Annotated in this window: 18 protein-coding genes and 1 other annotated feature (1 of these 19 cut by a window edge); of the genes, 1 reads left to right on the top strand and 17 read right to left on the bottom strand. The window is 43.0% G+C overall.

From position 1 onward, the window contains the following. Positions 1 to 19: 19 nt before the first annotated feature. The 16 genes from pstA to miaA form a co-directional block, all read right to left on the bottom strand. Positions 20 to 904, bottom strand: coding sequence for a phosphate ABC transporter permease PstA (gene pstA, locus M3M36_RS02140; RefSeq protein WP_252774217.1), 885 nt, complete (start codon positions 902 to 904; stop codon positions 20 to 22). Beyond that, positions 904 to 1,827, bottom strand: coding sequence for a phosphate ABC transporter permease subunit PstC (pstC, locus tag M3M36_RS02145; RefSeq protein ID WP_252774218.1), 924 nt, complete (start codon positions 1,825 to 1,827; stop codon positions 904 to 906). Before pstC ends, pstA begins: the two co-directional genes overlap by 1 nt. 8 nt (positions 1,828 to 1,835) lie before the next feature. Further along, positions 1,836 to 2,726 carry a phosphate ABC transporter substrate-binding protein PstS family protein gene (locus M3M36_RS02150; protein WP_252774219.1) on the bottom strand — a complete coding sequence of 297 codons (891 nt, stop codon included), beginning with the start codon at positions 2,724 to 2,726 and terminating at the stop codon, positions 1,836 to 1,838. Positions 2,727 to 2,903: 177 nt separating this feature from the next. Then, a complete protein-coding gene (gene recA, locus M3M36_RS02155) occupies positions 2,904 to 4,022 on the bottom strand; it encodes a recombinase RecA (protein ID WP_252774220.1) in 1,119 nt (372 codons plus the stop codon). Between the two features lie 127 nt (positions 4,023 to 4,149). After that, positions 4,150 to 4,728, bottom strand: coding sequence for a CDP-diacylglycerol--glycerol-3-phosphate 3-phosphatidyltransferase (gene pgsA, locus M3M36_RS02160; protein ID WP_252774221.1), 579 nt, complete (start codon positions 4,726 to 4,728; stop codon positions 4,150 to 4,152). A gap of 7 nt (positions 4,729 to 4,735) precedes the next feature. Further along, a complete protein-coding gene (locus M3M36_RS02165) occupies positions 4,736 to 5,605 on the bottom strand; it encodes a helix-turn-helix domain-containing protein (protein ID WP_252774222.1) in 870 nt (289 codons plus the stop codon). Positions 5,606 to 5,613: 8 nt separating this feature from the next. Beyond that, positions 5,614 to 6,876, bottom strand: coding sequence for an EF-P 5-aminopentanol modification-associated protein YfmH (gene yfmH, locus M3M36_RS02170; protein ID WP_252774223.1), 1,263 nt, complete (start codon positions 6,874 to 6,876; stop codon positions 5,614 to 5,616). Further along, positions 6,869 to 8,182 (bottom strand): M16 family metallopeptidase, encoded by a 1,314-nt coding sequence (locus M3M36_RS02175; RefSeq protein ID WP_252774224.1) that lies wholly within the window; start codon positions 8,180 to 8,182, stop codon positions 6,869 to 6,871. Before M3M36_RS02175 ends, yfmH begins: the two co-directional genes overlap by 8 nt. Positions 8,183 to 8,247: 65 nt before the next feature. Continuing rightward, on the bottom strand, positions 8,248 to 9,090 hold the full coding sequence (locus M3M36_RS02180) for an amino acid ABC transporter substrate-binding protein (RefSeq protein ID WP_252774225.1): 843 nt from the start codon (positions 9,088 to 9,090) through the stop codon (positions 8,248 to 8,250). Next, the gene (locus M3M36_RS02185; RefSeq protein WP_252774226.1) at positions 9,090 to 9,728 is read right to left on the bottom strand and encodes an amino acid ABC transporter ATP-binding protein; all 639 of its coding nucleotides are present in this window, start codon (positions 9,726 to 9,728) and stop codon (positions 9,090 to 9,092) included. The genes M3M36_RS02180 and M3M36_RS02185 overlap by 1 nt, the downstream gene beginning before the upstream one ends. Positions 9,729 to 9,732: 4 nt before the next feature. Then, a complete protein-coding gene (locus tag M3M36_RS02190) occupies positions 9,733 to 10,374 on the bottom strand; it encodes an amino acid ABC transporter permease (protein WP_252774227.1) in 642 nt (213 codons plus the stop codon). Positions 10,375 to 10,446: 72 nt separating this feature from the next. Then, positions 10,447 to 10,679 (bottom strand) — a binding site (T-box leader). A gap of 39 nt (positions 10,680 to 10,718) precedes the next feature. Next, entirely contained in the window at positions 10,719 to 11,246 is a 528-nt protein-coding gene (gene mreD / locus M3M36_RS02195) for a rod shape-determining protein MreD (protein ID WP_252774228.1), read from the bottom strand. 1 nt (position 11,247) lies between these two features. After that, complete coding sequence (gene mreC, locus M3M36_RS02200; RefSeq protein ID WP_252774229.1) at positions 11,248 to 12,102, bottom strand: rod shape-determining protein MreC; 855 nt, start codon at positions 12,100 to 12,102, stop codon at positions 11,248 to 11,250. 87 nt (positions 12,103 to 12,189) lie between these two features. After that, a complete protein-coding gene (locus M3M36_RS02205) occupies positions 12,190 to 13,197 on the bottom strand; it encodes a rod shape-determining protein (protein ID WP_252774230.1) in 1,008 nt (335 codons plus the stop codon). Between the two features lie 106 nt (positions 13,198 to 13,303). Beyond that, positions 13,304 to 13,477, bottom strand: a complete 174-nt coding sequence (locus M3M36_RS02210; RefSeq protein WP_252774231.1) for a hypothetical protein — start codon at positions 13,475 to 13,477, stop codon at positions 13,304 to 13,306. 13 nt (positions 13,478 to 13,490) lie between these two features. Continuing rightward, positions 13,491 to 14,390, bottom strand: coding sequence for a tRNA (adenosine(37)-N6)-dimethylallyltransferase MiaA (gene miaA, locus M3M36_RS02215; RefSeq protein ID WP_252774232.1), 900 nt, complete (start codon positions 14,388 to 14,390; stop codon positions 13,491 to 13,493). Between the two features lie 85 nt (positions 14,391 to 14,475). Between miaA and M3M36_RS02220 the strand changes: the two genes are divergently transcribed. Next, complete coding sequence (locus tag M3M36_RS02220; RefSeq protein WP_252774233.1) at positions 14,476 to 14,661, top strand: DUF3042 family protein; 186 nt, start codon at positions 14,476 to 14,478, stop codon at positions 14,659 to 14,661. Between the two features lie 38 nt (positions 14,662 to 14,699). Here M3M36_RS02220 and M3M36_RS02225 read toward each other — a convergent pair whose 3' ends face one another. Beyond that, positions 14,700 to 14,744: the final stretch of a rhodanese-like domain-containing protein gene (locus M3M36_RS02225; RefSeq protein WP_252774234.1), read on the bottom strand. The gene runs 357 nt beyond the window's last position; the window shows 45 of its 402 coding nt (coding positions 358-402); its start codon lies off the right edge, out of view — the gene reads right to left on this strand; the stop codon is at positions 14,700 to 14,702.

The following is a 14,744-nucleotide window of genomic DNA, read 5'->3' on the forward strand; positions in this document are numbered from 1 at the left end:
CTTATCTGTCATGCTAACCTCACGATTTTGTCAACTTCTTATAAAGAAGTGTTCCCAAGCGACGTGCACTAAAGTTAAAGAGCAATACCACGATAATCAAAACCGCTGATGCTCCCGCTGACACAAGTGACAAATCCGGCATAATTCCTTCCGAATTGATTTTCCAAATGTGCACGGCTAAAGTTTCGGCTGGTCGGAATGGTGACAATGGTGATGCCAAGTTGAATGGGTTCCAGTCACCAAAGTCCAATGAAGGTGCTGATTGACCAGCTGTAAAGATCAATGCCGCAGCTTCACCAAAGACACGTCCCGCAGAAATAACAACCCCAGTCACAATCGATGGTACAGCTGCTGGCAAGATAATGTGAATGACTGTTTCAAATCGTGAAAGACCTAAAGCCGCCCCAGCTTCACGTTGCAGATTTGGAATCTGACTCAAAGACGTTTCAATAGAGCGAGTCAGGATTGGCAAATTAAAGAATGTCAATGCGATTGCTCCAGAAATAATGGAAAAACCAAGCTTCAACTTCACAACGAAGATCAAAAAACCAAACAAACCAACAACAACAGACGGCAATGATGACATCACTTCAATTGCGGTACGAACCATCGATGTCCAAATCGTTGGCTTGGCATATTCATTCAAGTAAATAGCCGCCCCAAGAGCGATTGGGAATGAAATCAGCATGGCCAAAATCAAGAGGTAGAAGGAATTGAACAATTGAATGCCAATTCCTCCACCAGCTTCGAATGACCGAGCTTGTGCAGTTAAGAAGTGCCATGACAAATGAGGCAATCCTCGAACCAAGATAAAGGCCAGCATTGCTGCTAGCACCAACGCTACTGAACCAGCGATTGCATAAATCACGGTTGTAGCAATTTTATCAGCAGTTTTTGCGTTCATTACTTCAGTTCTCCTTTTCGACCAATCCAGCGAATCAAGAGGTTAAAGACGAGAGACATCAGAAGTAAGATCATTGCTAATGACCACAAGACGTTGTTTTGCAACGTGCCCATGACTGTGTTTCCAATTCCCATCGTCAAAACGGAGGTCAAGGTTGCTGCTGGTGACACCAGAGAACCCGGCATCTTAGCCGCATTTCCGATTACCATTTGAACAGCCAAAGCTTCACCGAAGGCACGCGCCATTCCGAAAACAATTGCTGTCAAGATTCCTGGCGTTGCTGCTCGCAAAATCACCTTGTAAATCATCTGCCAACGTGTCGCTCCAATTGCCAAGGCTGACTCACGATAATAACGAGGCACACCCTTTAAAGAATCGACCGTCATTGATGTAATGGTTGGTAAAATCATGACAAACAAGACAATCGTTCCAGACAAGATTCCAAGACCCGTTCCCCCAAAAATTGAGCGGACGGCTGGGACCACAACAGTCAAACCAATAACACCATAAACAACGGAAGGAATTCCAACCAACAATTCGATGACTGGTTGCATAATGCGCGAACCACGTTTCTTGGCAATTTCAGTCATAAAGACCGCTGTTCCAATCGCAAATGGTGTCGCAATAATAGCGGCCAGAATTGTTACCGCCAGGGAACCAGTAATAAGCGGTAATGCGCCTATTCCTGGCTGACCCGTCTTAGGGTCAACAACACTCGGATTCCAATTCGTTCCAAAGAGAAACTTACTAACTGAAACTTTATTGGTCGTAAAGGTGGCTAACCCCCGAGTGATTACAAAGCCGAAAATTAAGACAACCACCGCAGTGATTAGAATTAAGGCAAGAGCCGAAATAAACTTTCCAAATCGATCTTGCTTGGTTGACAACGAAGTTTTTTTAATTTTTTCGGTAATAAGATCCATTGTCTGCCTTACCCCTTCTGCTTAGCGGTAATGTTACCATGCAGGTCACGTTCAATCTTCATATTTGAGTTTGAAATGTAACCCAACTTTGGCACGTACGTTTTCTGTACAAAATCTGAATTAAAGAAATCCAAGAACTTAGCAACTTCACCAGTTGGCTTGCCATGCGTGTAAATGTGTTCATATGACCAGATTGGGTAAGCCCCATCTTCAACATTGGTATCGGTAGGTGCGACACCATTGATACTTGCCCGAACAACATCGTTTGACTTATAAGCAAAGGCAACGTAAGAGATAGCTCCCGGAGTGCTCTTAACAATTGACAAGACCATTCCTGATGAATCTTGTTCTTGTGCCGAGGCACTCTTTTTGCCACCCATGGCCCACTTTTCAAAAGCGGCCCGAGTTCCGGAACCAGCGGCACGGTTAACAAGCACGATTGGCATGTTCTTTCCGCCCAGTTCACTCCAATTTTTAATTTTACCGGTAAAGATATCGGTTAACTGTGCTAGTGTCAGATTTGTGACACCAGCTTGCTTATTAATGATTGGCGCAATTCCAACGATTGCGACTCGATGATCAACTAAATTCTTTGTATCAATCCCCTTCTTTTCTTCAGCGAAGAGATCTGAATTCCCGAGGGAAACAGCCCCTTGCGCTATTTGCGACAGACCCGTACCACTTCCGCCACCTTGAACGGTAATGGAGACACCAGGGTGAGAACGTTGATAGTCCTCCCCAGCGGCTTCAACCAATGGTTGCAGTGCAGTTGAACCAACTGCAGTAATGGGTGCGGTGTTGGCTTGCTTGTCTCGGTTTTGATAGGCAATTCCCAAGATGATGGCAAGTACAACGACGACAGAGGCCACTATCCATGACCCGCGATGCGATCTTTGCATGATTCCTCTTCTCCCAACTGGGTGCAAAAGATTATCCTACAACAACAAGTGTCCATTCCAAACTAATTTAAATAATTTGTGTGAAAATAAATCATTCACTTCAGTTAAGAACAAACACATTATAACAAAAAAAAGCGTTCTACAACGCTTTTTAATATTAATTTATTATTACTATTTCTAAATAATTGGTTCGTCAGTAAGCCCGTCGTTATCGTGATTTTCTGCACTTTTGCTATCACTTTCATCAGGGCCAGCAGCAACAGCTGGTTCATCGCCAATGCCATAAGCATTCCGCACTTGTGTGTAGATATCTTCCTTCAGAGCAACGTGCTCAGGGTCATCCAAATATTCCTTGGCCTTTTCGCGACCTTGGCCAATTCGTTCCCCATTATAGGCATACCATGCACCAGCCTTATCAATAATATCTTGATCAACAGCCAAATCAAGAATTTCACCGGTTTGTGAGATTCCCTTTCCATACATGATATCGACTTCAGCAACCTTAAAGGGTGGCGCAACCTTATTTTTCACGACCTTGACCTTGGTCAAGTTACCAGTAACATCGGAACCGTCTTTAATTTGAGTTGACCGACGAACCTCTAATCGAATCGTTGAGTAGAACTTCAAAGCTCGGCCACCTGGCGTTGTTTCGGGGTTTCCAAACATTACGCCAACTTTTTCACGGATTTGGTTAATAAAGATAGCAATTGTTCCCGTCCGGTTCAACGTTCCAGCTAGCTTTCGTAAGGCTTGCGACATCAACCGTGCCTGCAAACCAACGTGGGCATCCCCCATCTCACCTTCAATTTCTACACGGGGAACCAGGGCAGCAACGGAATCGACCACGACCATGTCGACGGCGCCAGATTGAACCAAGGCATCAGCAATTTCCAATCCTTGTTCACCAGTATCTGGCTGTGACAACAGCAACTCATCCTTTTTAACACCTAAAGCTTCAGCATACTTTACGTCCAAAGCGTTTTCGGCATCAATATAGGCAGCAGTGCCACCATTTTTTTGAATTTCAGCTACTGCATGCAAAGCAATCGTCGTCTTACCTGATGATTCAGGCCCATAAACTTCAATAATTCGTCCCTTTGGGTAGCCCCCAACTCCTAAGGCAACATCCAATTTGACGGACCCAGAAGGTGAGGTCTCTACCTGCGTTAAGGCATTATCGCCCAACGTCATGATCGAACCTTTTCCAAAGTTTTTTTCAATTTTCTTTAAAGCTTCATTTAAGGCAGCCTGACGGCCATCCTTCTTGTTATCATCGCTTGTCTTTTTTGCAACCATGCTTGATACTCCTTCAATGTCTATCAACAGTGTACGGACTTTTTCAACAAAATGCAAGGGTTTTGCGAACATTTGTTCGCGTTGTTTTTGTCTCTATTTTATTGGACGAAAAAAGCGCTTATAGCGCTTATAATCCGTCTGCAAAAACCGAGCGGCTTTTCCAGAAATATTCAATTCCTGAATAGATTGTAAAGCAAACGGCAATATACAAGAGCACTTGCCCGATTGGGAAGCCAACAAGGGCGAATGGCCAATCCTTCAAGTAAAGGAAGAAAATAGCAAACATCTGGGAAAATGTTTTAATCTTGCCAGGCCAGGCAGCAGCCATGACCGTTCCGTTATTTTCAACAACTAGAGTCCGTAGACCAGTGACCGCTAGTTCCCGGATAACAATAACTGCAGTAATCCAGGCAGGAACTTGATGAAAAGCAGTCAGGTAAATCAAAGCAGTCATAACCAGAAGTTTATCAGCTAACGGATCAAAGAATTTACCGAAATTCGTAACCAAGTGCTTACGACGAGCAATTTGCCCATCTAAGAAATCAGTAATGCAAGCCACAGCAAAGACGATTGCTGCCAAGACCCATGAAAGGGTCAGGCCTATCTCAGCATTCAAAATTGTTGAACCCTTTGAGTAAATCAAAAGGAACATGAAAACTGGAATCAAGATGATTCGAAAGACCGTTAGTTTATTTGGTAGGTTCATTTTGTTCTCACTTATTCAAATTCAAGACAACGTTCCAGGTTGTTGGAGCTGGATTGGTTGGCAAGTTTGGCAAATCAATGTGTTGGTTGTTAATCGTTAAGTTCACGTGGCTCACTTGTGAAACTTGAATATTGACAATAGCCGTATTGGCTGGCACTTCAACACTTTTTTCATCAGTTTGATTCAACCAAGCGTTGTATAAGACCTTACCGGTTCCGTCAGTTACCTTAAACATCGAACCACCATTTTGACCTTTGGCTACAATAGTATGCGTATTAGCCAGTTGCCCACCTACAGTATAGGTGGTCGTCAACTGGGCGGTATTGGTGGTTGCAGTCCCGAGGTTAATGCCACTGTTCGCACTTGAAGAGGATACCATTGCTGACGATGATGACTGTGGTACCGATGACGATGCAACCTCAACTTGGTTACCACCGTTAGACGAATTGGAACCTGAACTGGCCCGTGTAACCACAAACCAAGCAACCAACAAAACGGCAACAACGATAATTGCAAGCCAAATTCTTGGAATAAAGCCACGGAAACGTGACTTAAAGGCCTCTGAATTATTAACCCCAGCTCGAACGACGCCATCTTCATCACGGTGTGCATGGGATAAATCACTAATTACCTGTGGATCAAATTCAACTTCATCAAAAAGATCATCCGGGTTTAAACCAACAGCTGCTGCAAATTGCTTAGCAAATGCCCGAGCATAAAATTGACCAGGTAAAACATCCTGGTCACCATCTTCAATTGCTTGTAAGAAGCGAGGTTGAATTTTGGTCATCTCGGCCAACTGGTCGATTGTATAACCTTTTTCCAATCGTGCTTCTCGTAACTGTTGACTAACTTCGCTTGCTAAATATTCAGCCATTTTTTCTCTTACTTTTCTAATACTAAGCGAGTCAAACGACCACCTTCAAAAAGCCGTTTGCCGCACTGGACAACATCATCTAAGCAAAAACGTTCTACTAAGTTCATTTTATCAAATAGCGATACCCCATACAAGGCCAAATCCTCGTCTAAACCAAGGCGGTCTGGACGATTTTGACTAGTCAAAGTTTGCCCAGCCAAAGCTTTTTTTAGCCGGGTAAAATCAGTCTGGCTTTCAGCTAAAATTGTGGGCGCTTCTGCTAGACGTTTCAGCAAATATTCTTGAACCTGGTCTTGATTTTCACCATCTGCAAAGAACGTTAAATATTGGTAGGGACCAAAATTACTGTACTCATAATCAAAATCATCACCGAAAATTCCCTTTTCATAAGCATCTTGAAACCACACTGTCTGATCACCAAATACCAAGTCCAAGGCGAGTTCACCTAATAAAATTTCTTTAACACGGTCAATTCCTGAAATATCCGCAGGACGATTTGGTAAGCGAAGACCATAGGCCCCCTTTGCCAGCGATAAGCCTTGCTTCTTTTCCAGTGCAAAGGCTGCCTGTTCTGCCAACTCTTCTTTTGGTACAGAGACAGTTTCTGCCTGACTATTGATGTGACCTTGTTGACCTTTAATAAAGGCCATTAATTCATTGGTATCAAAATCGCCAACAACGGTCAACACTAAGTTTTTTGGTTGGTAAAAGCCAGCATGTATTTGATAGAGCAAATCAGGAGTGATTGCTTGCAAACTGTCCTTTGTTCCTGCAATATCTTGACTTAACGCTGATTTTGGGTACAGTAGTCCGATAATTCCCTGGTACAACTGCCAAGCAGGATCATCCTGATAAAGTTTAATTTCTTCTTCAATAATCCCCCGCTCACGCACAACTTTTTCTTCCGTAAAATAAGGCTCTTGCACAAAATTCATTAGCCAAGCCAAATTTTCTAAGATGTGACTAGTGGCCGTAAAATAATATGTTGTTTGGTTTGGACCGGTAAAGGCATTGGCGTCAGCCCCCAACTCCGTAAAGCGAATTAAAGCATCACCATCTTTTTTATCAAAGATTTTATGTTCTAAAAAGTGTGCAGTACCGGCTGGAATTGTGATTTGCTGGTCATCGGCAAAGCGCATTGCCGTCGTTAACGAACCAAAACGAGCAGTTAAGGCGGCCAAAAATTGGTGATAACCAGACTTTTTAATCAGGTTAACCGTCAACCCCTCTGTCGTTTGAAAAACGATTGGCCGTTCTTCATAATCAATCATTTCCAAAAGATTCCCTCTTTCCCCCAGGGGCTTGAACAAAGCGACTTTGCAAGATTAAATTCTGAGCAAGATCCTGCACGTCAGCTACCGATACCTGGTCAATTTTGGTTAGAAAATCAGTAATGCCCGCTTCGGCATGACGCAAGAATCGACCAACTTGACGCTCCGCTAGGTAAGCCTGGGAATCTTGGTGGATTAAGTACTCATTTTTCAAGCTTTGCTTGGCATTGTCAAGCATTTCTGCTGTAATTTGGCCAGCGGTCAGTTTCTGCAGTTGAACCTGAATCAGGTCTTCAACCAGGTCAACTTGGTCAAAATCAAAACCAGCCACCACGGTCAAGACGGCCAAGTCCGGCTGAAAACGTGACAAAATATTATAAGCTAAACTATTTTTTTCGCGAACCTCAGTAAAAAGCAAACTAGCTGGACTAGCACCAAAGATGGTGTTCAATACCAAAGTGGCATAATAGCGTGAACCATTGTCTTGTAAAGACAGACCTTCCACCTGATAATTTTGCACCAAAACAGCCTGTTGCCAATCTGCTTTTTTCACAAGTTTTTTTTGACCAGCAACTAACAATTCAGGAATCTGCGCTGAATCATTTTGGTCAATAGAACCCTTTTCCTCACGACCGAAGTCTGTCCAAGGCCAAGCAGATAATTTTTCTGTCAATTGGTTAAATTCTAAGTCGCCGACAACCGAAATCACGACTTGATTTTCAGCTAAAAGTTCTCGCTGCTGCTGTTGAACACCCTCTAAAGTCAATTGGTCCAATTCCTCAAGCGACCCTAAGATTGATTCTTGCACAGCAGCATCCGCAAAGGTCAGTTCACGCGCCTGGTCCAAAGCAAAGGCCACCTTATCGTCTTGACGACTTAAAATAGCTTGCTTCAAATTCTGCCGTTCTTGGTCAAAAGTTGCCTGCGCCTGAGGACTTTGCCAGTCAAAATCAAAGAGCATGGCTTGCAAAAAATTTAAAACTTGATCTAAAAGCTGCTTTGAATTTGGTAACAATCCTGGCTTGATAAACTGAATCGAAACCGTTAGCAAATCCAAATCACCGAGTGTGGCCACCTTTGTCTGAAAGTTGGCACCAAAGGCATCAATCATCGCCAAAGATACCGCTCGCTGGTCTGGAAAACCTTTTGAAGAGACTGCCATCAAATAGGACAAGAGTGCCCGTTTAGTTGCAATGGTTTTCTTAGCCTTAGTCGCAAAGGTCACGTTGACATGAATTGTTTTAAATTGCCTTGTTGGCTGGTAAACCAGCTTGACGCCAGGCGCCACAATCGTCTTTTTTATCATATAACTATCTTACTCGGTTTTACCCAAAGAAAAAACGCCCGTAGGCGTTTTTAATACTTTCTCAATTAATTTTGCGCAAACCACTTATTTTCCAAAGCAGAAACAAAACCATTCTTGGTTAACTTCGTCAATTCCCGATTAACCGCTGCCTTGAGTTCAACATCGCCCTTACGGAATCCAACAACATCTTCTGTCTCTGGGAAGCCACCCTTTAAGATCTCATAATCTGCTGGGTTGGCTTGGTGTTTAATGTAATAGCGGGCATAGTCCTCATCAACTAACAAACCATCAATTCGGTTAGCATTTAAATCAGTAAAGGCCTTGTCAAAGGTATCATACTCAATTGGCTTTTGCCCCTTAATGTACTGCTTCAAGACCTTTGGCTGATCGTTCAATGACGACTCACCAGAAGACCCGGTTTGAACACCCAAGATTTTACCGGACATATCGGCGAACTTATTAATACCCTGACCCTTCTTAACAACAACAGAAAGAGCTACCTTGTGGTAAACCTGTGAAAAAGCTACCTGCTTTGCCCGGGCAGGTGTCTTGGTATAACCGTTCCAAATAGCATCGATGTTTCCAGTGTTTAACTCGGTTTCCTTCATGGACCAGTCAATTGGTTGCCAATTAACCTTGATGCCCAAATCAGAAAAAACCTTATCGGCTAAGTCAATATCAAATCCTTCTAACTTGCCAGAAGAATCCCGGAAACCCATTGGAACAAAGGTATCATCCAAACCAATCGTAATCACTTTTTCCTGTTGAATCTTGGTCCAATTATCCTTGGTATTAGCATCATTATCTGTCTTTGGTTTAGAAAGAAAGGCAGCACAACCAGCCACTACGGCAAGAAAGACCACAATCACAGCTGTATTAACAATGACTTTCTTTTTCATCGTAATCATTAGCGTTGGACCTCCTTTTCAAAGTCAAAGACTGTATCCGCCACCTTATCAGCAAACGGCAGATCGTGAGTCACGACTAATTGGGTAACACCAGCCTTTTTCAAGGCCAGCAATACTTGGCTTACCTGTTCCGTGGTTTTTTCATCCAAACCTGAGGTTGGTTCATCGTAAGCAATAATTTGTGGATCCATCGCAAGTGCCCGAGCAATCCCTACCCGCTGCTTTTGACCACCAGACAGCTGGTAAGGATATAAGTCCGCTTGCTCAGTCAAACCCAAAGTTGAAAGCAACTCATTAGCCCTTTCATTTGCTTGCTGCTCGGACATCTTCTTAACCGTCATTGGTGCCAAAGTTAAATTCTTCTTAACCGTCAAATGTGGGAATAAATTAAAGTCCTGAAAAATCAGACCAATCTGGGCTGCTAAAGCGGGATCGCCAACTTGATAGGTCTGGCCATTCAAATCAATTTCACCAGCACTAGCATCCTCTAAACCGGTTAGGGTCTTAATAAAAGTTGTTTTACCGGAACCAGAGGGTCCCACTACTACCAGGATTTCACCATCATCCATCTTCAGTGATAAATCTTTAAAAATCACATTATCGCCATAGGCTTTTGTCAAATTTTTAATCGCAATCATGGTCTTACCTCCAAGCACTCAAACGCTTCTCACTACGGCGTAGGGCAACCGTAACGACTGCTACCATGGCCAAGTACATCAAGCCGACAATTAAGTATGGTACTAATGAAACGTCCCGACTGGCTGCAATTGAACCGGCTCGCAAGATATCACCCAGTCCAATCACATAAATCAAAGAGGTATCCTTAACTAGGTTAACAACCTCATTTCCAAATGATGGCACAACAATTTTAATCACTTGTGGCAAGATAATCTTGAAAAAAGTTTGAACCTTATTCAAGCCCAAGACTTGAGCGGCATCGAATTGACCCTGTGGGATAGCTTGAAGGCCGCCACGAAAAATTTCTGCCAGGTAAGCTGCATAGTTAATAATAAAGGCAAAGGCCGCGGCATCAAACCGTGAGAAGGAAATGCCGACCATAGCCAAACCATAATAAATAAAAATCAGCTGCAATAAAAGAGGCGTTCCCCGCATCAGCCAAATATAGCCATTCACCAACCAACGCACGCTAAAGTATGGTGACCGCATTGCCAAGGAAACTAAAATTCCCAATGGAATTGACCCAACAATCGTAATAAAGAAGACCCCCAGGGTCATTTGCAAGCCAGTGGCAATGCTTGGTAGTATTTCAAAAAAATATTTCATCAGGATTTCCCCACTTTCACTATTAAACTATTAAAACGATGGGAAATAAAAAACCCCCTAAGTGCACAGCACTTAGAGGGCGAATAGACGCGGTCCCACCTCATCGTTGTTTCTCTATTACTAAAGAAACCTCGTGGTGTTAGTTTCCTAACAACCAGTGCGATAACGGACACAACCGATGCTACCTACTTAAGGTTCAATAGCACACTCCTAGGTGTGGTTCACCAACAATTCTTGCTTACTCTCAATTGCCGTAAGCTTCCTGAAAAGAATTTGTTAGTTACTCGTCTAGTCAACGTTTTAATTGAAGTCATTATAACCCTGGCCCGGTAAAAAAAGCAAGTTTAAATTAATCTTTGATACAAAGACCAGGTCGGATAATAACCTAAAGCTGCTAGGACTAAGTTCAAAGTCGCCGTTGGCAAAACATCTTGAATGATAAATGCAAAGGGTGACAAATTGGCAATGTTAATCATTGACCCGGCAAAATAAGTTACCACAAGATAAGCCAATAGGCCAACTAATAGCAGGAGCATCCCAGACATTAAGCGTTCATCAAAATAAGGATGCAACTTATCCATCAAAATCGTGGCGGCTAAAAAGGCAACCGTATAAGTACCAATAATGCCCGTGTAATAAACATCAAAAAGTAAGCCAAACACGACTACATAGAAATAATAAGGCACAAAGGTTGTGGCCTCAAATTGAATGGCATAGAAAAACCAAATCAACGTGAGCGTTGGAATGATATGAAACGGTGGATGGAGTAGAAAAGTGCCAAACGAAGACATAATATTTCCATCAATGAAAAACAGAAGAAGTAAAATTAGCGGATACACAATCCGAAATCGAATAAATTGCCAACCTGCCATATTATGACCCTACCTTTGTTTTGGCCACTAAAACAGTACTCAAACTGCTCAAATCAGAGCTCGATTGAATATAAATCTTACGTGATAGACCGTAATCATCGGTCGTGACCTTTGCCACCTTCCCGATTAGAATCCCAGACGGCATTGATCCACCTAATCCTGAAGTCACAACCTTATCACCAGGGTTAATCGTCTGACTCTCAGTGACTTGCCCCATAATGAGTAACTTCTGGTCCGCATCATAGTCAGTAATAATACCATTGACATCGCCTTGACTACCGTTAACAGTGATTGCAAAGCGATTTGTATCCTCGCTCGTATCAGAAATCAGCGTCACCTTCGAATTGACCGTATTCACTTCTGAAATACGACCGATCAAGCCAGAATCACCAAGGACAGGCATGCCCTTTTTCAATCCTGATTTGGCCCCCTTATTAATCACAAGCTGTGATTGCCAAGTAGTCGGCGAGCGAGCAATCGTCACGGCAGAAATTGTTTCATAATCCGTCAACGTGGCTTTCAAGCCAAGCTGCTTCTTCAACGACTTATTTTCCTCTTCCAAGGTTTGCATCTTAACCTGGTTTTGCGCGTACCCGTCTAACTTAGCCTTCAATTTTTGATTTTCGTCAAATGTTGACATCAAATTTGAAATTGAATTAGCCCGTGTCCCAATGGCATTGGTTGGCACGGCAATCAGGCGTGAAACACCACCAGTGATATCATTAACTGCGCGCTGAAAAAAAGGTGGCGTATTGGTTTTACTGGCCCACCAATTTGATCCGGTAATCAAGCCAACAATAACCATGACTGAAATCATTAAGATTACAGCCGTTTTGGATGAAAATAACTTACGCATGGAATAATCCTTTTCACACCAACTGCCTAGAAAAGAAAAGCGCAGCGCAAGCGCTACGCTTTTTGGCAGTTTACCTGACCTGTCTTATTAGTTTCGTTGCAAAACGTCCAAAGACTTCAATGACTCACCAACACCCTTGACAACAGCATCCAAAGGATCTTCCGCCACAATGACGGGAACCTTCGTCACTTCTTCAATCAAGGTTGACAAACCGCGTAACTGTGCCCCACCACCGGTTAAGACCATTCCATGGTCAATCACATCGGCAGAAATTTCAGGCTGTGTTGATTCCAAAGTTTCCCGAATTGAATTAACTACTTCGTTAATTGGATCTTGGATTGCAGTGGCCACGTCATAAGCCGAAACTTCAATGGTTTTTGGCAATCCAGTCAACAAGTCGCGGCCACGAGCCTTTGTTGGTTCCATCATTTTGGCATCTTCCAAAGAAACAGTCCCAACTTCAATCTTCAAACGTTCTGCAGTTGCTTCACCAATTGCCAAATTGTTATTATTGCGGACAAATGATGAAATTGCTTCGTTGAGCTTGTCACCCGCAAAACGAGTTGAACGAGCCGCAACAATACCACCAAGTGAAATTGTTGCAACATCCGTGGTCCCACCACCAAGATCAACAACCATTGAACCTGTTGGTTCCATCACTGGTAAGCCAGCACCAATTGCAGCCGCAAATGGCTCTTCGATGACATAAGCGTCACGCGCACCAGCGACACGGGCAGCATCAATGACTGCACGACGTTCAACTGCCGTAATCCGAGCAGGTACTCCAAGTGTCACGTATGGCTTACCAACGCGACCTCCGAGTGCCTTCGTCAAGTAATAAGAAATCATGGCAACGGTCGTGTCATAATCAGCAATCACGCCATCGCGCATTGGACGAATAGCTGCGATACTTGCAGGCGTCCGGCCAAGCATGTCGAGGGCTTCAGAGCCGACGGCAATCACTTCTTGCGTTTCAGTGTTACGTGCAACAACTGAAGGTTCACGTAAAACGATTCCCTTTCCTTCGACGTATACATAAGTATTTGTCGTTCCTAAGTCAATACCAACGTTATGTTGTCCAAATGATAATGCCACGATTTTGCCTCTCAATTAAAGTCGACACCCGAAAAAAGCGAGCCCGGCCATTTTTAATATAGTTTACTTAAATATTATTGTAGCATATTTTAATCGCTACAACAGTCTATTTTGTCTGAATATACGTCACTTTTCCTGATCTTTGGGCGATTCCCTTCACTGTGTTTTGATAAGGAAAAGCAGACCAGGCTTTTTGAAACGCCGGAAAGGTTTCGGGATCAACATCAAAATGATCAATTTTTCCATCTTTTAAATCTATTAAAGCTTGTACAAAATCCATTAGTCACCCCTTTTTACTGCTTATATTCTTTCAAAAAATTAGCAACTTGCTGATCAGCAATTTCCCATGCGTTTTGACCATCAATCCATTGTAACCCCGGAATTTGATGACGCCAATAGGTTAATTGTCGTTTGGCATAGCGCCGAGAATTTTGTTGGATAGTTGCGACAGCTTCTAAAAGACTCTGCTGTCCCTCAAAAAAAGGATAAAGTTCAGCATAACCGATACCACGGCCGGCCTGCAAACTCAATCCACCACGGTCATAGAGCCCTTTGGCTTCTCTTTCAAGTCCTTGATCCATCATCAGCTGAACGCGCTGATTAATACGGTCATATAAGACCTCTCTTGGCCAATCTAAGGCCAAAATAAGGGGGGTATAGTCTGGGCGTTTGGGGCGCTTAACTTGACCGTGACACGCGATTTGGATTGCGCGAATGACCCGCTCTTTATTTTGTAGATCAACTCGAGCCAATAACTTTTCGTCAGCCACTTGCCTCAATTTAATTTGCAGTTCCTCTAAAGGCTTTTCCTGATCTGCTCGAACTTCTTCTTCATCAGATTGAGCAAAGTCCAATGACTGAAAACCTAGCAGTGCTTTGACATAAAAACCAGTTCCCCCAACCACAATTGGGACTCGTCCTGATTTAACCGTTTCTAAAATTGCCTGATCTGCTAATGATATGAAATCAGCCACTGAAAAATCAGCAGCTTGATCGACCACATCAAGCAAATAATGAGGAATCCCCCCACGTTCTTGAACCGGTGTTTTGGCTGTACCAATATTGAGTTCTTGGTATACCTGCAAAGAATCAGCCGAAATAATATTACCGTGATATTTTTTAGCTAGCCGGATTGCCAAATCTGATTTACCAGAAGCAGTCGGGCCTGCAATTACAATTACTGGGATTGCCATATTCCACCTCCATTTTACAAATAGGGATTTACAAAGTCTTTTATTTCAACGATAATATTAAGAAAAGATAGAAAGGAGATTGAGGATGAAAAAAGATTTTAAACTCGGATTGGCAACAGGCGTACTTGGTTCAGTCCTAGCCGTTCTTTCAGCTGGCTTTGGCTACAAAAAATTAGTCCAAGAACCACAGGAACAAGAACAAGAAAACTATGAAGAGGTTTCCCGTGCTGCAATTCGAAAATCAGTTGCCGCTCACCAATCTCGCTTCTAATAGTTACTAAAAAAGAATCGCTAAGCGATTCTTTTTTTTTAGCTCTTTTTTTGCTCCGTCACTTGACGATAACCGCCAGCCAT

Origin of the sequence: Fructobacillus americanaquae, from assembly GCF_024029775.1 — a bacterium.
Classification (GTDB): domain Bacteria; phylum Bacillota; class Bacilli; order Lactobacillales; family Lactobacillaceae; genus Fructobacillus; species Fructobacillus americanaquae.